The sequence below is a fragment of the Rhodococcus sp. DMU2021 genome, assembly GCF_019641445.1.
Lineage (GTDB): Bacteria > Actinomycetota > Actinomycetes > Mycobacteriales > Mycobacteriaceae > Rhodococcus > Rhodococcus pyridinivorans.
The window spans coordinates 99,639-119,384 of the sequence record NZ_JAIFKB010000012.1 but is presented as its reverse complement, the minus strand read 5'-3'; the positions used below and the strand labels follow the sequence as shown (position 1 = coordinate 119,384).

Here is a 19,746-nt window from a genome sequence, read left to right as displayed (position 1 = left end):
GAGTGTTTCCGCGCGGTTACTTGTGAATGCTTTCACGAACGAGCGTGGAGTCAATAGAATCGACCACGATCGTGGGGAAGCTCACGCTGGTGTGGGCTACGAGTTCGCCAATCCCTCTTTCTACTCCCCTCGAGCCGAGAAGGTAGTGGCAATCACAGAATTCGTGCTTCTCTTTCTGTCGCTGTCCCGCTGGGGGGGATCGTCAGCGGGGCGCGACGACATCGAGGATCGACGCCACGGACACGAACTCGACCTCGGTCCGGAGTCCGAGATAGTCGCCGTCGACCTGAAGTCCGATCGGGCGCGAGGCCCGGGCGCGCACGCGCGCGACATCGTCCGCACGCACCAGATGCGGCGACGCCGGCTCGCCGCGGGCGGCCAGAAGTTGTCTCACCACCCGCAGGCTCGGAAGTACCCGGGTCGTCGTCATAGCAAACACACCCAAACCGGTGTCGAACGAGGTGCCGGGATTCGTGTGCACCGGCCGGGACTCGAGATAGGTCCACGGACTCGAGTTCGACACGAACGCATAGTGCACCCCCGAAACAGGTTCGGATCCGGGCATCTCGAGCGTGAGCGCCGGTTCGGCCCGCTTCGACGCGAAGAACCGGGCCACCGCGTGCCGCACGTAGCGCGCCGTCGTCACCTTCTTGCCCTCGGCGCGGCTCAGGTCTATGGCCTCGCACACCTGGGCGTCGAGACCGAGGCCCGCGTTGAAGGTGAACCACCGCCCGTCGCAGTGGCCGAGGCCGATCCGGCTGGTCCTGCCCTCCTGCAACGACTCGAGTACCTGCTCGGTAGCCTCGAGTGGATCGGCGGACAGTCCCAGGGATCGCGCGAACACGTTCGCCGAGCCGCCGGGCACCACCGCGAGTCGCGGCAGGGTCGGATCGGCGCCTCGGTCGGGGGAGGGGCCGAGGAGGCCGTTGACGATCTCGTTGACGGTGCCGTCGCCACCGTGCGCGACGACGACGTCCATCCCGTCGGCGTGCGCCGAACGCGCCAGTTCTGCGGCGTGCCCGCGGTGGGTCGTGTGCGCGACGGTCAGCGCGAGCCGGCCTCTCAGGGCGTGAGCGAGGCGGTCGCGACCGGCCGGGGTGGTCGTCGTCGCATTCGGGTTCACGATCAGCAGGGCGCGCACGGAACATCAGCCTAAGTGGTGCCCGGCGGGTCCACTACGCTGGACGGGTGCCTCTCGAAACACCTCGCAGCAGCGTTCCGTCGACCGTGCGTGCCGCCGGTTGGCTCGTCGTCCTCGAGGGCGTCGTCGCGATGGGATTCGCGGTGTACTCGATCATCCGCGCCGCCTCGGGCGAACACGATCAGTCGGTCACCAATGGCTACGGCTTCGCGCTGTGGCTGTTCATCCTGTTCGGCGGGGTCCTGGCCGGCGGGATCGCGCTCGTGCGCGGTGTGCGCTGGGGACGTGCCGTGGCGATACTCGCGCAGCTGTTGTTGCTGCCCGTGGTGTGGTCGCTGCTGACGGACTCCCACCAGCCGGTCATCGGCACTGTGCTGGCGCTCGTCGTGGTCCCCACGCTCGTGCTGCTGTTCAGCCCGCCCACGTCGCGGTGGCTCGCGCACGAGTACGCGCCCGACGTCGACGAGTGATCCGGCTCAGCTGCCGAGCGCTTGCAGGGCGGGGCCGCTGAGCCTGAAGGTCGTCCACTCGTCCTGCGCGACGGCACCGAGGGATCGGTAAAAACCGATGGACGGCTCGTTCCAGTCCAGCACCGACCAACTCAGGCGGGTGTAACCGCGCTCCACGCATTCGTGGGCGAGCGCCGCGAGCAGTGCCCGTCCGTGTCCCTTGCCGCGGTGTTCGGGACGGACGAACAGATCTTCGAGGTAGATCCCGTGCACGCCGTCCCACGTGGAGAAGTTCCGGAACCACAACGCCACCCCGACGACCCGGCCTTCGGTGCCGTCCTCTCCGGATTCCTCTGCGACGTGCGCGTACACCGAGGGCTGCGGCCCGAAAAGAGCCTCGTGGATCTGCTCGGGCACCACGGTGCACTCGTGCCGGGCCTTCTCGTATTCGGCGAGGTCGTAGATCAGCCCGGTGATCGCGGGGACGTCCTCGGGTGTGGCTCTGCGGATCACGGCGGGCTGCCTCCTGCGGTCTCGTGGGCGGATTCACCTCGCGCTGCGCCGCCGAGTGCGCGAGGATCGGGGTCGTGGCAACGGTACTTGCAGTGGCAAATCAGAAGGGTGGCGTCGCCAAGACGACCACCGTCGCGTCGTTGGGGGCCGCGCTGTCGGCGCTGGGCCGGCGGGTGCTCGTCGTCGATCTCGATCCTCAGGGGTGCCTGACCTTCTCTCTCGGGCACAACCCCGACAAGCTCGAACAATCCGTGCACGAGGTGCTCGTGGGCGGTGTCGAGACGAAGGACGTTCTGCTCGGGACAGCGGAGGGGATGTCGCTGCTGCCGGCGACCATCGACCTCGCGGGTGCGGAGGCGATGCTGCTCATGAAGCCGGGGCGTGAATACACCCTGAAGCGGGCGCTGGCGTCGGTGGAGGACGACTACGACGTCGTCGTCATCGACTGCCCGCCCTCTCTGGGCGTCCTCACCCTCAACGGGCTGACCGCGGCGCGGTCCGTGCTCGTTCCGCTGCAGTGCGAAACGCTCGCGCACAGGGGAGTCGGGCAGCTCCTGCGCACGGTGAACGAGGTGAAACAGATCACCAATCCGGATCTCGAACTGCTCGGCGCGCTGCCGACCCTGTACGACTCGCGGACCACGCACAGTCGCGACGTGCTCGCCGATGTCTCCGACCGGTACGACCTGCCGGTGCTGGCCCCACCCGTACCCCGCACGGTCCGCTTCGCGGAGGCTTCCGCATCGGGCGCGACGGTGCTGGCGGGACGCAAGAACAAGGGCGCAGAGGCGTACCGGGCGCTCTCCGAGAACCTGCTGCGCTACTGGTCGGGGGAGGCGGAACTCGAGACTTTCGAGACCTCCGTCGCGGACTGACACGTCAGCACCGACCGGGACGGCTCGCTTTCAGCACCGACCGGGACGGCTCGCTTTCAGCACCGACCGGGACGGCTCGCTTTCAGCACCGACCGGGACGGCTCGCCATCAGCGCAGTGCCACGAGCTCATCGCCGCGTTGCTCGACCACGACATCCCCGGCGACGGCGACGTTCACCGTGGAGACCGTCCCGCGCTCGACGTCGATGCGCGGGCCGGGTTCACCAGTCCGTGAGTCGACTCCCACGAGGGCGTCCTCGACGGGAAGGAGCAGCGAACCGGCCATGATGTCGCCGTTGCCGAGAGTGTCCTCGACGGTCCACTGCGGGGCGAAATCGGTGGTGGACAATGCGACGGTGTCGCGGCCCGTCCACCACACGAGCACGCCGCCGCGCTCGAGGGCGGGGTCGTCCGATTCGCCGGCAGGACGCGACAGGGCGTGCGTGTCGAGGAGGACGCCCTCGCTGTCGAAGACCTCGATGCGCGGCCCGTCGTTGTCGTCCGGGGCCAGGTAGACCGCCGTGCGGTCGCCGACCACCGCGACGATGCGGGAGTCCCCGCCCGCTTCCGGCAGCACCGACGACGCGAACTCCTCGGGCTTGGTGCTGTCGTCGGGGGTGGGATCGAGAAGGGTGAGTCGATTGGTCGGCTCGTTCGCGCACTGCTCGAGCACGGCCAGCACTTCGGCGCCCGAATCCGCCGAGCGCAGTTCGCAACCCGATCGTGGCTGCGCGTTCGGGTTCACCGGTGCGTCGACGCGCCCGTACTCGACCGTGCGCACCAGATCGGAGCGCCACATCTCGAGACGTGACTCGCCGAAGGCGATCAGGTGCGAACCGGCGCCGACGACCCGGATCGGATCGTCGGCGTCGCTCGACCGTTGCGCGCCCCGAGAGCCACTGCCCGAGTCGAGCGCGGTGACCTGACCGCATCCCCGCGGGCCGCGATAGACCGAGACCACGTCGCCCCAGGCCTCGGTGACCGCGCACAACGCCCGGTCGCGGTCGTACCGCCAGCGTTCCTCGCCGGATTGCGGGTCGCGGCCGACGACCGCACCACCGTCTGCCGTGGCGACCGTGCCGCCGGACACCACCGGTGCGGTCGTCGCCGTACTCGGAGCACGCCACAGTTCGGCGAGCGTGCGCGGAAGAGATTGCGCGGCAGCGAGAGTGGGGACAGGGCCGTCCCAGGTGGTCGACGTGGTGCCCCGCGCATCCGAGTTCAGCCAGACGACACTCGCCGCCACCAGAGCGGTGACGACGAGTGCGGCTGCGACGAGAAGATCGGTGCGGGTGCGGCGCTCGGGCGCGAGCACGTGGTTATCGGGCAGACGACGTCGAGACCGCTTCCACGTTCGACGTGTCCTGCTGCTCTGCGCGACCGGCCGGGCCCTCGCCCGAGCGGGTGCGACGGCGACGACGGCGACGACGTGCCGGAGCGGCCGCCCCGGTGTCCTCACCCGTCTCCGCTGCGGCAGGCTCGTTCTCGGCCTTCACCGAGTCGTCCGAACCGGTTGCGGCCACATCCGTTGCGGAGCCGTCGGCAGACTTTCCGCGGACGGTACGACGGCGGACCCGGTTGCGCTTCGGGCGGGATCCGCCCTCGCGCTCGACGCGCTCGCGCTTCTCACCGTTCTCCGAGGCGGCGGGAGCGGCCTTGCGGACGCGTCCGGTGGCGTCGGACGGGATGTTCAGCTCCTCGAACAGGTGCGGGGAGCTCGAGTAGGTTTCGATCGGATCCGGGATACCGAGATCGAGAGCCTTGTCGATGAGCTGCCAGCGCGGCACGTCGTCCCAGTCGACGAGGGTGATCGCGATACCGGTGCGTCCGGCGCGACCGGTACGGCCGATGCGGTGGACGTAGGTCTTCTCGTCCTCGGGGCACTGATAGTTGATGACGTGGGTGACGTCGTCGATGTCGATGCCGCGGGCGGCGACGTCCGTGGCGACGAGCACGTCGATCTTGCCGCTGCGGAACTTGTCGAGTGCCTTCTCACGCGCGATCTGACCGAGGTCGCCGTGCACCGCGCCGCACGCGAAACCGCGCTCGACGAGGTCGTCGGCCACCTTCTGCGCCGTGCGCTTGGTGCGGGTGAAGACCATGGTGGCGCCGCGACCCTCGGCCTGCAGTACGCGGGCGACGAGTTCGGCCTTGTCGAGTGCATGCGCCCGGTAGATGAACTGCTGGGTGCGCTCGTGCACGGCCGACGATTCGGCCTCCTCGGCCCGGATGTGCGTCGGGCGGTTCAGGAACGTGCGGGCGAGGGTGATGATCGGGCCGGGCATGGTGGCCGAGAACAGCATCGTCTGACGACGGTCGGGGACCATCGTGAGGATGCGCTCGATGTCGGGCAGGAAGCCGAGGTCGAGCATCTCGTCGGCTTCGTCCATGACGAGCACGCCGATCTTGCCCAGGATCAGATGGCCCTGGTTGGCGAGATCGAGCAGACGGCCGGGAGTACCGACGACGACGTCGACACCCTTCTTCAGTTCGTCGATCTGCTGCTCGTAGGGGCGCCCACCGTAGATCGACAGGACCTCGAGGCCCGACTTGCGGCTGCCGGGCAGGTACTTGGAAGCGTTCACGAGGTCGTTGGTGACCTGGATGCACAGCTCGCGGGTCGGGACGATCACGAGTGCACGGGGAGTGCCGTCGAGGGTGGTCGTGCCGGAGCCCTCGGTGGCGATGCGATGCAGGAGCGGAACGCCGAAGCCGAAGGTCTTGCCCATACCCGTACGGGCCTGCCCGATGAGGTCGTCGCCGGCGAGGGCCAGCGGCAGGGTGAGTTCCTGGATCGCGAAGGTGCGTTCGATGCCGACCTCGGCGAGGGCGCGGACGATCTCGTCGCGGACACCGAGTTCGCCGAAGGTTGGGGGTACGTGGGTGGAGTCGAGTTGTGCGGAGACGGTCGTTTCGCTCGCGTCGTCTTCGTGGTCGATGGTGATCTTGCTCAGGGGTCCGGCCTTCCTGGTCTCGGCACGCACGCACGAGAGGGAAAGGCGACCGGCCTGCACCTCAGCGCGAGCGGTTTCCACCAGGCTCGGCGAAGCGCGGCAGCGATCCGCAGTTCGGGTGCGCGCACATTATCTGGGAAGCTCGCGGGCCACGGTCGGCGGCTCGAAGCGCGGGCTTCCCGATCCATTGTACCGGTTCCGGCGCATTCCACGAGGTAGTACTACGCTTCGTCGTCATGGGAGCCGATACGCCGCAGTCCACCTCCGAGTCCGGCACGACGCCGGGCGGACCCGCAGTCCCCGCCGATCACCCCGGTGTCGCAGAGCTCTTCGCGTTGCTCGCGTACGGCGAGATCTCGGCGTTCTACCGGCTCGCCGAGGACGCACGGTTCTCCCCGTCCCTGCGCGGGCGGGTCGCCCTCGCAAGCATGGCAGCTGCGGAGATGAGCCATTTCGAGACGCTCCACACCGCGCTCACCGATCGTGGTGTGGAGATCTACGCGGCGATGGAGCCCTACCGCAAAGCCCTCGACGCCTACCACGCCTCGACCACTCCGTCGACGTGGCTCGAGGTTCTCGTGAAGGCATACGTCGGTGACAGGATCGCCGCAGATTTCTACTGTGAGATCGCCGACATGCTTGCTCCCGAGGTGTCCACGGTGGTCCGGGAGGTCCTCGCCGAGACCGGCCACTCGGAGTTCGTGGTGCATGAGGTCCGCGAGGTCGTCGAGCGCAGCCCGCTGCAGAAGGACCGCCTGATGCTGTGGGGACGCCGGCTGCTCGGCGAGGCCATCACCCAGGCGCAGTACGTCCTCGCGCAGAACGAGGAACTCGCCGAGCTGGTGATTCTCGCGTCCGGTGACCTGGCGAACATCGCCGCGCTGTTCGATCGCATGCAGGTCGAGCACGCCGAGCGGATGTCGGTGCTCGGACTGCATTAGCCTGGGGCTGATAGCAGTACCAGCTCGGTTTCAATGCATGAGAATCGGAGGTCCACCGTGGAGGTCAAGATCGGCGTCGCGGACAGCCCGCGCGAAGTTGTCGTCGTCAGCGACCAGACGCCCGACGAGGTGGAGAAGCTCGTCCGGGCCGCGTTGAACGGCGCCGACGACGGGGTGCTCGCCCTTGTCGACGAGAAGGGCCGCAAGGTTCTCGTGCAGGCCGCCAAGATCAGCTACGTGGACATCGGTCCTGCCACGCTGGGCAAGGTCGGCTTCGCCGCCAACTGAGAGCGACCGACGAGAACGGGCCGGGGCATGTCGCCCCGGCCCGTTCGTCGTTCTCGGTATGTGTCGTCAGCGACGACGGTGCTCATATGTCGTCAGCGACGACGGTGCGCCTCTGTGTCGTCAGCGACGACGGAGTTCCGGCTGCAGCGGCACGTGCTTCAGACCGCCCCAGGCCAGCGCGACCGTGGTGTCCACGGCGTCCTCCTTGGGGATCGGGCGTGCGGCGTCGAGCCAGTAGCGTGCGGTGAACTGGCTCGTTCCCACCAGGCCGACCGCGAGGATGCGGGCCCGGTACGGATCGAGACCGGAGTCGTGGCTGACGAGGTCGAAGACGGCGTCGACGCACGCCTCGGTGGCCTGCTCCACTCGCCGCGACACCTGCGGTTCGCCCATCAGATCGGATTCGAAGACGAGCCGGAATCCCTGGCTGTCGTTGTCGACGAAATCGAAGAAGGCCTGCACTGCGGCGCGCACGCGCTGACGGTTGTCGGTGGTGGACCGCAGGGCCTGGCGTACGCCGTTGATGAGGGTGTCCACGTAGTTCTGGAGCACGGCGCAATACAGTTCGAGCTTGCCGGGGAAGTGCTGGTACAGGACGGGCTTGCTCACTCCGGCACACTCGGCGATCTCGTCCATGCCGGCCGAGTGGTAACCGCGTGTGACGAATACCTCGCTGGCAGCCTCGAGCAACTGGGCACGACGCTCGTCACGCGGCATCCGGGCGCCCCGTTTGCCGTTGGAACCCCGGCCGGATGCTCGTTCGGTGACGTCGGTCATGCTTACTCCCAATCTGCACTACTTCCGAACGTGGCCTGTACCACCTCGGCGCTCCTCGTCTCTGCACGTTACAGGTGAAGTCGCGTGTCGAACGGATCGGCCTACCGCCCAGTATCCGTTCCCGGTGCACGAATGGGGGCGCAGGTTCGGCGCTTCGGATATCGAAATGGTCTCGATATGACATCCTGACATCCGTGATCGAGCGTGGAGGAGTGCGCGAGAGCAGGGGCCCGCAGGGCTCCTCGCCGACAGATCCTTCCCCGACGCTGCCCGGTTCGTCCCGGTCGCGAGGAACGGAACGACCCGAGGCGGGTCGCCGGTCGCACCAGCCCCTGCGTGCCGTGTGGGACCCGGTGGGACGGCCGGACCGGCCGCCGCGCCGACCGCGACCCGAACGGGACGTCCGCAAGCAGACCCGCGTGGGCAGGTTCGTCGCCACCTACGGCTGGCGCGCCTACGCCGTTCCGATCCTCGCCGTCGTGACCCTGATCGTGCTGTGGGACGCCGCGCGTGGCGCCGGAGCGGAGGAGCCCGCCGACCAGACCGACGCGAGCGAGGTCACCGAGATCATCGTCGAGGCCCCGCAACCCGAGGGAACCTTCCCCGAGTCGCTCGAGTCCGGTGCGCTGCCGGAGGGCGGCCCGTTCACGGAGGTCGGTGCGCGGGAGTGGCGGGTCGTGCCCGGCACCACGGGTCAGGTCGGCGCGGGGCAGACCCGTGTGTTCACCTACACGGTGGAACTCGAGGAGGGCATCGACACCACCGGCTACGGCGGCGACGCGGCCTTCGCGTCGATGGTCGACCGGACCCTCGCCGACCCGCGCAGCTGGATCGGCGACGAGGCGGTCGCCTTCCGCCGGATCGACACCGGCGAGCCGGACTTCCGGATCTCCCTCACCTCGCAGATGACCATTCGCGAAGGATGCGGCTACGACATCCCGCTCGAGGGATCGTGCTTCAACCCCTCGATGGAGCGGGTGTTCCTCAACGAAGCGCGGTGGGTGCGCGGGGCCGTCGCCTTCCAGGGCGACATCGGGTCGTACCGCCAGTACGTCGTCAACCACGAGGTCGGCCACGCCATCGGCCTGGCGCAACACGATGCCTGCACCACCGACGGCGGTCTCGCGCCGATCATGATGCAGCAGACCTTCGGAACCGCCAACGACGACATCGCCCGCCTCGACCCGGACGGCGCCGTCCCGGCCGACGGACTGCGGTGCCGGTTCAATCCCTGGCCGTACCCGCGGGCATAGCCGCCGGGGCACAGTTGTCGGGGGCACAACCGTCGGAGGGCTGTCGGGGGAGGCTTCCGCGAATGGCACCATGGACGGTGACGCAGGACGCATCGCGACAGGAGAACCCGTGACCGCAACGACACCGTCGACGCGCCGATCCCTTCCGCCGTTGGTGGAACCCGGCCCGGAGCTCGGTCGCGAGGAGGTCGCGCGGTACAGCCGTCACCTGATCATCCCGAATGTCGGGGTCACCGGCCAGCGTCGCCTGAAGAACGCGCGGGTGCTGTGTATCGGCGCCGGCGGCCTGGGTTCGCCGGCCCTGCTGTATCTCGCGGCGGCGGGGGTCGGCACGATCGGCATCGTCGAGTTCGACGACGTGGAGACGTCCAACCTGCAGCGCCAAGTGATCCACGGCCGCTCCGACGTCGGACGGCCCAAGGCGGACAGTGCCCGCGACAGCATCCTGGCGATCAACGACGGTGTGACTGTGCGCCTGCACGAGACGCGCCTGGAGTCGAGCAATGCCGTGCAGCTGTTCGAGCAGTACGACCTCATCCTCGACGGCACCGACAACTTCGCGACCCGCTATCTCGTCAACGACGCCGCGGTCCTCGCGGGCAAGCCCTACGTGTGGGGATCGATCTTCCGTTTCGAAGGCCAGGTATCGGTGTTCTGGGAGGACGCCCCGGACGGACGCGGCCTGAACTACCGCGACCTCTACCCCGAGGCACCGCCACCGGGGATGGTTCCCTCCTGCGCGGAGGGCGGGGTACTCGGTGTCCTGCCCGGCACGATCGGCACCGTCATGGCGACCGAGGCGATCAAACTCGTCACCGGGATCGGCGAGCCGCTGCTCGGTCGCCTCCTGATCTACGACGCGCTCGCGATGTCGTTCCGGACGGTGACCCTGCGCCGGGATCCGGGACGGGTGCCCGTCACCGAACTCGTCGACTACGAGGCCTTCTGCGGGATCGTTCCCGATGCCGCCGCGTCGGCTCGCTCGGCCGTCACCCCCAGCGAGTTGCGCCGGATGCTCGACGAGGGCCGCGACATCGCGCTGATCGACGTGCGCGAACCCGTCGAGTGGGAGATCGTCCGCATCGACGGTGCCCGGCTCGTGCCGAAGGACCGCATCCTCTCCGGTGAGGTCCTCGCCGACCTGCCGCAGAACACGCCGATCGTGCTGTACTGCAAGACGGGAATCCGATCGGCCGAGGCGCTCGAAGTGCTTGTGCGAGCCGGATTCTCGGACGCGACACATCTGCACGGCGGGGTGATCGCGTGGGCGCAGCAGGTGGATCCCTCGCTACCGGTGTACTGACGGTGACCTCGTTGTGACCTGAAACAGCGGAGTGCCTTCCCGATCCGAGCGGTGTGCGGCGGTAGGTTGAGCTGCGTGAGCTCACTCGAACCGCCTCAGCACGTGTGCTCCACATTCGGTCTCCGCGACGTCGAACCGGTCCCGCTCGGGCCCGACTGGGACGGCGGTTTCCGGTGTGGAGACGTGGTGCTGTCCCGAGTCGCCGATCATGCTCGCGCGGCCTGGTCCGCCAAAGTGCGGGAGACCCTGACCGTCGACGGTGTGCGGCTGGCCCGTCCGGTGCGGTCCACCGACGGTCGCTACGTGGTCTCCGGATGGCGCGCCGACACCTACATCGTCGGTACGTCCGAGCCCAGGCACGACGAAGTGGTCTCGCTGTCGCTGCGGCTGCACACCGCCACCGCGCAGCTCGAACGTCCCCGTTTCCTCATGCAACCTCCGGTCGCACCCTGGGAGGACGTCGACGTCTTCGTCGCGGCCGACCGCGCGGCCTGGGAAACCGTGCCCCTGCGCAGCGCCCGCGCGGCGGGTGCGCCCGAGACGGTGACCCCCGACGGCCGTAAGAGTCTCGACCTGATCAACCAGCTCGCGACCTTCCGCAAGCCCGTGCACCTGCCTGATCAGCTCGTCCACGGCGACCTGTTCGGCACGGTCCTGTTCGCCGGGCGTGCGGCGCCCGGTCTGACCGACATCACTCCCTATTGGCGCCCGGCCTCGTGGGCGGCCGCCGTCGCCGTCGTCGACGCGCTGTCGTGGGGCGGTGCCGACGAAGGGCTCATCGGCCGCTGGGAGGATCTGCCGGAATGGCCGCAGATGCTGCTGCGCGCGGTGATCTTCCGGCTGGCCGTGCACGCGCTGCACCCGCGCTCGACCGAGGACGCCTTCCCGGGCCTGGCGCACACCGCCGACCTCGTGCGGTTCCTCCTGTAACACCTCACAGGGCGACCGGGGCCGGGGTGAGCAACTCTTGACGCGACGGACACCGCGGGCAGCACCGTAGCAACACCCGTTTCCTACCTTGGGGATCAACACGGACCCGAGGAGGAACGGCGATGACGACCTTCATCGAAAAGGAAAGTCTCAGAGACAAATTCGCGCGCAAGCACAACATCGAGCGGTGGGACGCCGAGGATGTGGAGGCGTGGGAGGCCGGCGGCAAGCAGGTCGCCAAGCGCAACCTGATCTGGTCGGTGATCGCCGAGCACGTCGGCTTCTCCGTCTGGTCGATCTGGTCGGTGATGGTGCTGTTCATGCCCACCGAGGTGTACGGCATCGACGCCGCCGGCAAGTTCTTCCTTGTCGCCGTCCCCACACTCGTCGGCGCGATCCTCCGCATCCCCTACACCGTCGCCACCGCCCGTTTCGGTGGCCGCAACTGGACCATCTTCAGCGCCCTCGTACTGCTGATCCCCACCATCGGGGCGCTGTACCTGATGCTGAACCCGGGTCATTCCTACACGACGTTCATGCTGGTCGCGGCGCTGGCCGGCGTCGGCGGCGGCAACTTCGCGTCGTCGATGACCAACATCAACGCCTTCTACCCGCAGCGCCTGAAGGGCTGGGCCCTCGGACTCAACGCCGGCGGCGGGAACATCGGTGTCCCGGCCGTTCAGCTGATCGGCCTGCTCGTCATCGCCACCGTCGGGAACACCGAGCCCTGGATCGTGTGCGCGGTCTACCTGGTCCTGTGCGCCGTCGCCGCGCTCGGCGCCGCACTGTTCATGGACAACCTCCGTGACCAGAAGGCCGACCTGCGGGCCATGGGCACCGCGCTGAAGTTCAGCGACTCGTGGATCATCTCCTTCCTCTACATCGGCACCTTCGGTTCGTTCATCGGCTTCAGCTTTGCCTTCGGTCAGGTCCTGCAGATCAACTTCCTCGCCGGCGGCGACACCCCCGCCCAGGCCGCACTGCACGCCGCGCAGATCGCCTTCATCGGCCCGCTCCTCGGATCCATCTCGCGCCCGCTCGGCGGAAAGCTCGCCGACCGCATCGGCGGCGGGAAGATCACCCTCTACACCTTCGTCGCGATGGCCCTGGCGGCCGCGGTGCTCATCGTCGCCGGCACCCTCGACGACCGCACCACCGGCGCCGCGACCGGCGGTGTGCTGACCGCCATGGTGCTCGGCTTCATCGCCCTGTTCCTGCTCTCCGGGCTCGGCAACGGCTCGGTCTACAAGATGATCCCGTCCATCTTCGAGGCCCGTGCGCAGGATCTCGACGAACTGGATCGCGACGAAAAGGCCGCCTGGTCGCGGAGCATGTCCGGTGCCCTCATCGGCTTCGCCGGTGCCATCGGCGGACTCGGCGGCGTCGGCATCAACCTGGTCTTCCGTGCCTCCTACGGCGGCGAGGCGCAGTCCGCGACGATGGCCTTCTGGGTATTCGCGATCTTCTACCTCGTGTGCATCGCGGTGACCTGGTTCGTCTTCCTCCGCCGCCCTCACACCACCCCCACGAGCGAGCCCTCCACCGAGGCTCCCGCCCCGGCCCGCGTCGCAGTCTGACCGATCCCCGGCACGAAGAAAGAGAACATCATGAGCCGCAAGAACGTCGTCGTCGTCGGACACGGAATGGTCGCCCACCGCTTCGTCGAAGCCCTTCGCGTCCGCGACGAGCAGAACAGCTGGTCGGTGACCGTGCTCGGCGAGGAGGCCGACGCCGCCTACGACCGCGTGGGACTGTCGTCCTACGTCGGAGCCTGGGACCGCAAGGAACTCGCCCTCGCCGGAAACGACTACGCAGCAGACGACCTCGTCGACCTGCGTGTCGGCACCCGCGCCGTGGGAATCGACCGCGCGGCCCGCACCGTCACCACCGCCGGCGGCGACGTTCTGCCCTACGACAGCCTCGTCCTCGCGACCGGCTCGTACCCCTTCGTGCCCCCCGTGCCCGGCCACGACCTGCCCGGCTGCTTCGTCTACCGCACGCTCGACGATCTCGACGGCATCCGCGCCGCCGCCGAACGCGCCAAGGCCGCCGGCCTCGCCGGCATCGTCATCGGTGGTGGCCTGCTCGGACTCGAGGCCGCCAACGCGCTGCGCCTGCTGGGCGTGACCCCGCACGTCGTCGAGTACAACAACCGGCTCATGCCCGCCCAGGTCGACGAGGGCGGCGGCCGTGTCCTCGACCGTCTCGTCACCGACCTCGGCCTCGTCACCCACACCGGTGTGGGCACCGAGAAGATCGAGGCCGGACCTGAGGCGCTCCAGGTGACCCTGTCCGACGGCTCCGTCCTCGAGGCCGGGCTCGTGATCTTCTCCGCCGGCATCCGTCCCCAGGACGAACTCGCCCGCGAGGCCGGACTCGAACTCGGCGGCCGCGGCGGTGTGCTCACCGACCGCACCTGTCGGAGCACCTCGGACGAGGCCGTCTACGCCATCGGTGAATGCGCGGCCGTCGAGGGCACCTGCTACGGACTCGTAGCCCCCGGCTACAGCACCGCCGAGGTCGTCGCCGACCGGCTCGTCGGCGGCACCGCCGAGTTCCCCGGCGCCGACCTGTCGACGAAGCTCAAACTGCTCGGCGTGGATGTCGCGAGCTTCGGCGACGCCCACGCGACGACGCCCGGCGCCCTCGAGGTCGTGCTGTCCGACTCCGCGAAGGGCACCTACGCCAAGCTCGTCGTCTCCGACGACGCGAAGACCCTGCTCGGTGGCATCCTCGTCGGCGACGCCTCCGCCTACGGCACGCTGCGACCGCTGGTGGGCCGCGAACTGCCGGGTGATCCGGCCACGCTGATCTCCCCGGTGGGGGAGAAGCCGGGCGCCGGCGCGCTGCCCGACGACGCCGAGGTGTGCTCGTGCAACGGTGTCACCAAGGGCGCGATCTGCGGCGCGATCTCCGAGGGCGCCTGCGACATCGCGCAGATCAAGTCGTGCACGAGTGCGGGCACCACCTGCGGCGGCTGCCTCCCGAGCATCAAGCAACTGCTCGCCCAGTCGGGTGTGCAGATGTCGAAGGCCCTGTGCGAGCACTTCGAGCAGTCGCGCGCCGAACTGTTCGAGATCGTCCAGGCCACCGGCATCCGCACCTTCTCCGTGCTCATCGCGCAGTACGGAACCGGACACGGCTGCGACATCTGCAAGCCGGTGGTCGCCTCGATCCTCGCGTCCACCGACTCCGACCACATCCTGCACCCGAAGCAGGCAGGTCTGCAGGACACGAACGACCACTTCCTCGCCAACATCCAGAAGAACGGCACCTACTCGGTAGTGCCGCGCATGCCCGGTGGCGAGTGCACCCCCGAGCAGCTCATCGTGATCGGTGAGGTGGCACGCGATTTCGGTCTCTACGTGAAGATGACCGGCGGTCAGCGCGTCGACCTGTTCGGTGCCCGCGTCGAACAGCTCCCGCAGATCTGGAAGCGTCTCGTCGACGCCGGCATGGAATCCGGCCAGGCGTACGGCAAGTCGCTGCGCACCGTCAAGAGCTGTGTCGGCTCCACCTGGTGCCGCTACGGCGTGCAGGACTCGGTCGGGATGGCCGTCGCCCTCGAATTGCGTTACCGCGGACTGCGATCGCCCCACAAGCTCAAGATGGGTGTGTCGGGTTGCGCCCGTGAATGCGCCGAGGCACGCGGCAAGGACGTCGGTGTCATCGCGACGGAGAACGGCTGGAACCTGTACGTGTGCGGCAACGGCGGCCAGTCGCCCAAGCACGCACAGCTCCTCGCCGGTGGTCTCGACGACGAGACCCTCGTCCGCTACATCGACCGGTTCCTGATGTTCTACATCCGCACCGCCGACCGGCTCCAGCGCACCGCGCCGTGGCTCGACGCACTCGAGGGCGGTCTCGCGCACCTCGAGGAGGTCGTGTGCGACGATGTCCTCGGTATCGCCGACGATCTCGAGGCCGCGATGGCCAAGCATGTCGAGGGCTACAAGGACGAGTGGGCCGGTGTCCTCGAGGATCCGGAGAAGCTGGCGCGGTTCGTCTCGTTCGTCAACGCGCCCGAGCAGCCCGACCCCACGGTCCGCTTCGACGACAGCGGCCCCCGCAAGGTCCCCGTCCTCGTGGGTATGCCGGGCATCGGACCCGGAACCGGGGCGTGACGACCGCTTACCCCGAGGGAACGAGCGGGTAACGCGCTCGAAACACCCGGCACCCACACTTCAGGACAGCAGTTTCAAGGAGGACAGCGATGACCGTCATCGAGACGCACACCGTAGGGGGATCGACGCGCGACAGCGTGTTCGACGGGCGACTGGAATGGACCTCGGCCTGTCCGCTCAGCCATCTCATTCCGGGCCGCGGCGTGGCCGTGCTGCTGCGCGGCGGCGAGCAGGTGGCCCTGTTCCTGCTCGACGACGGAACGCTGCGCGCAGTAAGCAACTTCGATCCGTTCGGCCGCGCCGCGGTGATGTCCCGCGGTATCGTGGGCGACCGGGGCGGAGAGCCCACCGTGGCGTCGCCGCTGCTCAAGCAGGTCTTCTCCCTCGACGACGGCCGGTACCTCGACGATCCGTCGGTGCGTCTGCCCGTCTACGAGGTGCGCGTATGGGCGGGAGTCGTCCAGATCCACAGCCTCGTCCCCCGTGACCAGCGGCACGAGGGGCCGACCGGAGAGGGTTCGTGAGCGACGACAACGCGCCGTTGCGGGGATTCACCATCGGCGTGACGGCCGCTCGGCGTGCCGACGAGTTCGCCACGCTCCTCACCAGGCGTGGGGCCGAGGTCGTGCACGCCCCCGCCATCCGCATCATCCCGCTGTCCGACGACGACGAGCTCGAGCGCGTCACCCGCTGCATCGTCGCGCAGCCCCCGGACATCACGATCGCCACCACGGCGATCGGATTCCGCGGGTGGATGGGTGCAGCGGAGGGCTGGGGACTCGCCGACGACCTCGCGCAGGCACTCGGCTCGAGCCGGATCCTCGCCCGTGGCCCGAAGGTCACGGGCGCGATCCGGGCCGCCGAACTCCGCGAGGAGTGGTCTCCTTCCTCGGAATCGTCCGCCGAGGTGCTCGAACTTCTGCTGAAGGAGGGGGTCGCCGGCCGCCGCATCGCGGTGCAGTTGCACGGCGAGCGCACCGAATGGGAGCCTGGGACCGACGTGTGCGATGCGCTGCGCGCTGCGGGCGCCGACGTCGTGCCCGTCCCGGTCTACCGATGGACGGCCCCCGAGGATCTCACCGCGCTCGACCGGATGATCGAGCAGATCGTCGAACGCGGACTCGACGCCGTGAGCTTCACCAGTGCACCGGCCGTCGCGTCGATGCTCATGCGGGCCAAGGAGACCGGCTGGCTCGAGCCGATGCTCCGGTCGCTGCGGACCGGCGTCACCGCGGTGTGCGTCGGTCCCGTCACCGCGGCACCGCTCACCGAACTCGACGTACCCGTCAGCATGCCCACCCGATCCCGGCTGGGTTCGCTGGCCCGGCACATCGCCGAGGAACTGCCCCGGCGGGCTGTGCGCATCGAGGCCGGCGGTCACGTACTCAGTCCGCGAGGGCGCTGCGTGATCGTCGACGGCACCGTGCGGTGCCTTCCCCCTACCGGGATGGCCCTGATGCGCACACTCGTCGCGCGCGCCGGTCTCGTCGTCTCCCGCGAGGAACTCCTCGCGGCCCTGCCCGGCGGTGGCGGCGACACTCACGCCGTCGAAACCGCGGTCGCCCGGGTGCGCTCGGCTCTCGGCGCACCGGCGATCGTGCAGACCGTCGTCAAGCGCGGCTACCGCCTCGCCGTCGACCCGGAAGGAATGCATCCATGACCGGTACACACGCCGACCCGGCGCTCCTGCTCGTTGCGCACGGCACCCGCAATCCGCGCGGTGTCGACATGATCGCGGCGCTCGCCGATGCCGTCTCCTCCCGCGTCGGCCCCACCCGTGTCGCCTTCGTCGACGTCCTCGGACCGTCGCCCTCGGAGGTCCTGCGCGACACCGGCCGTCCGACCGTGCTCGTCCCCGCCTTCCTCGCCTCCGGCTATCACGTGCACACCGACGTTCCGCGCGAGGTCGCGGCCGGCGGGAACGACGCGGTGACGATCACCCCCGCGCTCGGTCCCGATCCTGCTCTCGCCCGTGTCCTCGTCGAGCGGTTGCGGCAGGCCGGCTGGGTCGAGGGCGACGACGTCGTTCTCGCGGCCGCCGGCTCGTCCGACCCTCGCGCCCGCCACGACGTCCACGTGACGGCCCGCATGGTCTCGTCGCTCGTGCACACCCCGGTGCGCGTCGGATGGATCGCCACCGGAGAACCGCGGGTCGCGACCGTCGTGGACGAGGTCCGCGCCGGCGGCGCACACCGGGTGTTCGTCGCGTCGTATCTTCTCGCCGACGGTCTGTTCCACCACCGCCTGGCGGAGGTCGGCGCCGACGGCGTCGCTGCGCCGATCGGTGTCGCCGAACCCGTCGTCGACCTCGTGGCCCGGCGCTACCGCTCCGCAGTCGACGCGTTGCGCCTCGCTCCCGTGGGAGCGGCTCGCCACCGCGCCTGAATCAGCGGGGGAGCGGCAGCAATTCGACGCGGTCGCCGTCCACCGCTCCCGGTGGCACCACGGCGATCGCGCTGCGCCCGATGAGGCCGGCGAGATGCGCGGTACGAATCGTGTTGTCGCACAACCATCGTCCCTGCACGTCCTGGCGGGCGGGGAGCAACCGCGTGATGTCGCCGACGACCTCCGAGGCGTTCGCCAGCGGAGCGGTCACAGGAGTCGCCGGGGTGCGGAGGGTGCGGCCGTCGACGATCGCAGGCAGCAGCACCAGCAGCGTCGACACCGCCGCCACCGGATTCCCGGGCAGTCCCAGCACGGCACGGCCGTCCGGCAGCGTCGCCGCGACCTGTGATCCGCCGGGCTTGCACCGCACCCGTTCGACGACCACCTGCGCGCCGGCCCGCGCCAGCGCACCGCGCAACTGATCGGCGGCGCCACCGCCCGTCGCGCCAACGATGACGATCGCATCGGCATCGGTGCCCGTGAACAACGCATCGAATCCGTCGGCGGTGTCGCGGAGATGCCCTTCACCGACCACCGTGGCGCCGCACCAGCGGACGAAGTCCGGGAGTACCGGACCCAGCGAGTCGCGCGTCTGCCCCTCGCGCAGAGGGCCGGTGCGTCGGATCTCGTCGCCGGTGAGCACTGTATGCACCCGTAGAGGACCTCGCACCCGGAGTTCGGTGACCTCACCGCTGGCGGCCGCGGAGGCGACCGCCGGGCTCACGGCGGTGCCGGCCTCGGCGAGGACCGTCCCCGACTCCCAGTCCTCCCCGCGGCGCCGCGCGTCGTCGCGCACGGGCGCATCGGGTAGGCGACTGACGAGACCGCCTTCCATGCGGACGAACTCGTCGCGCACGACGGCGGTCGCGCCGGCCGGCAGGTGGGCGCCCGTCGCAATCCGGGCCGCTTCCCCGTCGCCGAGCGTGAGCGAGCCTCCGTCGCCCGCGTAGCGGATCTCGTTGCGCAACAACCACGGTCCGTCGCCCGCCACCGCGTAACCGTCCATCGCCGAGGTGCGGACGCGAGGCAACGCCTCCACCGCGACGAGCGGAGCCGCCAATGTGGCGCCCCGCGCCTCCTCGACCGGGACGGTGCGGAAAGGCAACGGCGACAACGCTTCCCGTAGGATTCTCCGCGCCCGGTCCGGATCGGCGGCCACACGGGCGGTCGCGGATCCGGCGCGCGCCGCCTCCAGATCGGCAGGGGTGTCGCAGTCGGTCGCCTCGGACACCGAGACGGTGACGTACCGCTCGGGCAACAACGCCTTCATGGGCCGGTTCGCGACGTCTCCACCGAGAGAGTCCAGACGCGCGGCCAGCGCCGGTGTCCGCCACGCGGCGAGCAGGAACTGCACCCGGCCGGTGTCGTCCACCGCGAAGGCGGCCTCGGCCGTCGCATCCTCGTTCAGGGCCTCCAGCAGGGCCGCAACCGTCGTCGGTGTGACGAACGGAAGGTCGGCGGCGAGAGTGACCACGAGATCGGCGACCGGATCCGCCGCTGCCAGCGCCGCGACCGGACCCGCGCCGGGCGGTGTCTCCTGGATCTGCAGCACGTGGAGGTCGAGATCGTCGCGGTGCGGACCCACCACCGTCACCCGCGCGCACCCCTCGACCGCGCCCAGGGCGGTGTCGAGCATCCTGCGGCCGCCGACGGTCAGAGCGGGCTTGTCGACGCCTCCCATGCGGGTCGCGCGGCCTCCCGCGACGATCACGGCTTCGACGTGGGTGAGCGTGCTCATGTCTTCATGCTGCCTCATCCGCCGCGCTCGTGATCGTCTGTACTCGCCGTGTCCGGCACCGATCGCACTGCCGTGT

At 69.3% G+C, this 19,746-nt stretch carries 18 protein-coding genes; 12 read left to right on the top strand and 6 right to left on the bottom strand.

Annotated features, from left to right (window positions below):
* Window positions 1–202: 202 nt before the first annotated feature.
* Complete coding sequence (locus tag K3M35_RS17180) at window positions 203–1,141, bottom strand: diacylglycerol kinase family protein (protein WP_006550237.1); 939 nt, start codon at window positions 1,139–1,141, stop codon at window positions 203–205.
* 47 nt (window positions 1,142–1,188) lie between these two features.
* On the opposite strand from K3M35_RS17180, the gene K3M35_RS17175 reads away from it, so the two are divergent.
* On the top strand, window positions 1,189–1,611 hold the full coding sequence (locus K3M35_RS17175; protein WP_024101488.1) for a hypothetical protein: 423 nt from the start codon (window positions 1,189–1,191) through the stop codon (window positions 1,609–1,611).
* A 6-nt stretch (window positions 1,612–1,617) separates the two neighbouring features.
* Here the strand turns inward: K3M35_RS17175 and K3M35_RS17170 are convergent, their stop codons facing one another.
* Window positions 1,618–2,103, bottom strand: a complete 486-nt coding sequence (locus K3M35_RS17170; RefSeq protein WP_006550239.1) for a GNAT family N-acetyltransferase — start codon at window positions 2,101–2,103, stop codon at window positions 1,618–1,620.
* A 74-nt stretch (window positions 2,104–2,177) separates the two neighbouring features.
* Here K3M35_RS17170 and K3M35_RS17165 point away from each other — a divergent pair, with 74 nt between their 5' ends.
* The gene (locus K3M35_RS17165; protein ID WP_220666775.1) at window positions 2,178–2,978 is read left to right on the top strand and encodes a ParA family protein; all 801 of its coding nucleotides are present in this window, start codon (window positions 2,178–2,180) and stop codon (window positions 2,976–2,978) included.
* A gap of 108 nt (window positions 2,979–3,086) precedes the next feature.
* Here K3M35_RS17165 and K3M35_RS17160 read toward each other — a convergent pair whose 3' ends face one another.
* Together K3M35_RS17160 and K3M35_RS17155 are read right to left on the bottom strand one after the other, a co-directional pair.
* Entirely contained in the window at window positions 3,087–4,292 is a 1,206-nt protein-coding gene (locus K3M35_RS17160) for a hypothetical protein (RefSeq protein ID WP_220666774.1), read from the bottom strand.
* A 4-nt stretch (window positions 4,293–4,296) separates the two neighbouring features.
* Window positions 4,297–5,961: a DEAD/DEAH box helicase gene (locus tag K3M35_RS17155; protein WP_019288483.1), complete on the bottom strand. Its 1,665-nt coding sequence runs from the start codon at window positions 5,959–5,961 to the stop codon at window positions 4,297–4,299.
* A gap of 206 nt (window positions 5,962–6,167) precedes the next feature.
* On the opposite strand from K3M35_RS17155, the gene K3M35_RS17150 reads away from it, so the two are divergent.
* Window positions 6,168–6,872, top strand: coding sequence for a ferritin-like fold-containing protein (locus K3M35_RS17150; RefSeq protein WP_006550243.1), 705 nt, complete (start codon window positions 6,168–6,170; stop codon window positions 6,870–6,872).
* 57 nt (window positions 6,873–6,929) lie between these two features.
* Window positions 6,930–7,160 (top strand): DUF3107 domain-containing protein, encoded by a 231-nt coding sequence (locus K3M35_RS17145; RefSeq protein WP_006550244.1) that lies wholly within the window; start codon window positions 6,930–6,932, stop codon window positions 7,158–7,160.
* A gap of 120 nt (window positions 7,161–7,280) precedes the next feature.
* On the opposite strand, the gene K3M35_RS17140 is transcribed toward K3M35_RS17145, so the two are convergent.
* Window positions 7,281–7,937, bottom strand: coding sequence for a TetR/AcrR family transcriptional regulator (locus K3M35_RS17140; protein ID WP_006550245.1), 657 nt, complete (start codon window positions 7,935–7,937; stop codon window positions 7,281–7,283).
* Window positions 7,938–8,131: 194 nt separating this feature from the next.
* Between K3M35_RS17140 and K3M35_RS17135 the strand changes: the two genes are divergently transcribed.
* The 8 genes from K3M35_RS17135 (at window position 8,132) to K3M35_RS17100 (ending at window position 17,932) form a co-directional block, all read left to right on the top strand.
* A complete protein-coding gene (locus K3M35_RS17135) occupies window positions 8,132–9,190 on the top strand; it encodes a DUF3152 domain-containing protein (RefSeq protein WP_374107771.1) in 1,059 nt (352 codons plus the stop codon).
* 70 nt (window positions 9,191–9,260) lie between these two features.
* Window positions 9,261–10,493 carry an adenylyltransferase/sulfurtransferase MoeZ gene (gene moeZ / locus K3M35_RS17130; RefSeq protein ID WP_051121492.1) on the top strand — a complete coding sequence of 411 codons (1,233 nt, stop codon included), beginning with the start codon at window positions 9,261–9,263 and terminating at the stop codon, window positions 10,491–10,493.
* A gap of 75 nt (window positions 10,494–10,568) precedes the next feature.
* Window positions 10,569–11,423 (top strand): TIGR02569 family protein, encoded by an 855-nt coding sequence (locus K3M35_RS17125; protein WP_006550248.1) that lies wholly within the window; start codon window positions 10,569–10,571, stop codon window positions 11,421–11,423.
* 122 nt (window positions 11,424–11,545) lie between these two features.
* On the top strand, window positions 11,546–13,000 hold the full coding sequence (locus tag K3M35_RS17120; RefSeq protein ID WP_220666773.1) for a NarK/NasA family nitrate transporter: 1,455 nt from the start codon (window positions 11,546–11,548) through the stop codon (window positions 12,998–13,000).
* 30 nt (window positions 13,001–13,030) lie between these two features.
* Window positions 13,031–15,547 carry a nitrite reductase large subunit NirB gene (nirB, locus tag K3M35_RS17115; protein WP_064061970.1) on the top strand — a complete coding sequence of 839 codons (2,517 nt, stop codon included), beginning with the start codon at window positions 13,031–13,033 and terminating at the stop codon, window positions 15,545–15,547.
* An 89-nt stretch (window positions 15,548–15,636) separates the two neighbouring features.
* Window positions 15,637–16,071, top strand: coding sequence for a nitrite reductase small subunit NirD (gene nirD, locus K3M35_RS17110; RefSeq protein ID WP_006550251.1), 435 nt, complete (start codon window positions 15,637–15,639; stop codon window positions 16,069–16,071).
* Window positions 16,068–17,207 (top strand): uroporphyrinogen-III synthase, encoded by a 1,140-nt coding sequence (locus K3M35_RS17105; protein WP_006550252.1) that lies wholly within the window; start codon window positions 16,068–16,070, stop codon window positions 17,205–17,207. The genes nirD and K3M35_RS17105 overlap by 4 nt, the downstream gene beginning before the upstream one ends.
* Window positions 17,204–17,932: a sirohydrochlorin chelatase gene (locus tag K3M35_RS17100; RefSeq protein ID WP_019288475.1), complete on the top strand. Its 729-nt coding sequence runs from the start codon at window positions 17,204–17,206 to the stop codon at window positions 17,930–17,932. Before K3M35_RS17105 ends, K3M35_RS17100 begins: the two co-directional genes overlap by 4 nt.
* A gap of 1 nt (window position 17,933) precedes the next feature.
* Here the strand turns inward: K3M35_RS17100 and K3M35_RS17095 are convergent, their stop codons facing one another.
* Complete coding sequence (locus K3M35_RS17095) at window positions 17,934–19,670, bottom strand: NTP transferase domain-containing protein (RefSeq protein ID WP_220666772.1); 1,737 nt, start codon at window positions 19,668–19,670, stop codon at window positions 17,934–17,936.
* Between the last annotated feature and the right edge of the window lie 76 nt (window positions 19,671–19,746).

Excerpts from the sequence above, each read along its gene's own strand:
- K3M35_RS17140 (WP_006550245.1), bottom strand. The coding sequence starts at position 7,937 with ATGACCGACGTCACCGAACGAGCATCCGGCCGGGGTTCCAACGGCAAA.
- K3M35_RS17095 (WP_220666772.1), bottom strand. The coding sequence starts at position 19,670 with ATGAGCACGCTCACCCACGTCGAAGCCGTGATCGTCGCGGGAGGCCGC.
- moeZ (WP_051121492.1), top strand. The coding sequence starts at position 9,261 with ATGGACGGTGACGCAGGACGCATCGCGACAGGAGAACCCGTGACCGCA.
- K3M35_RS17100 (WP_019288475.1), top strand. The coding sequence starts at position 17,204 with ATGACCGGTACACACGCCGACCCGGCGCTCCTGCTCGTTGCGCACGGC.
- K3M35_RS17150 (WP_006550243.1), top strand. The coding sequence starts at position 6,168 with ATGGGAGCCGATACGCCGCAGTCCACCTCCGAGTCCGGCACGACGCCG.
- nirB (WP_064061970.1), top strand. The coding sequence starts at position 13,031 with ATGAGCCGCAAGAACGTCGTCGTCGTCGGACACGGAATGGTCGCCCAC.
- K3M35_RS17120 (WP_220666773.1), top strand. The coding sequence starts at position 11,546 with ATGACGACCTTCATCGAAAAGGAAAGTCTCAGAGACAAATTCGCGCGC.
- nirD (WP_006550251.1), top strand. The coding sequence starts at position 15,637 with ATGACCGTCATCGAGACGCACACCGTAGGGGGATCGACGCGCGACAGC.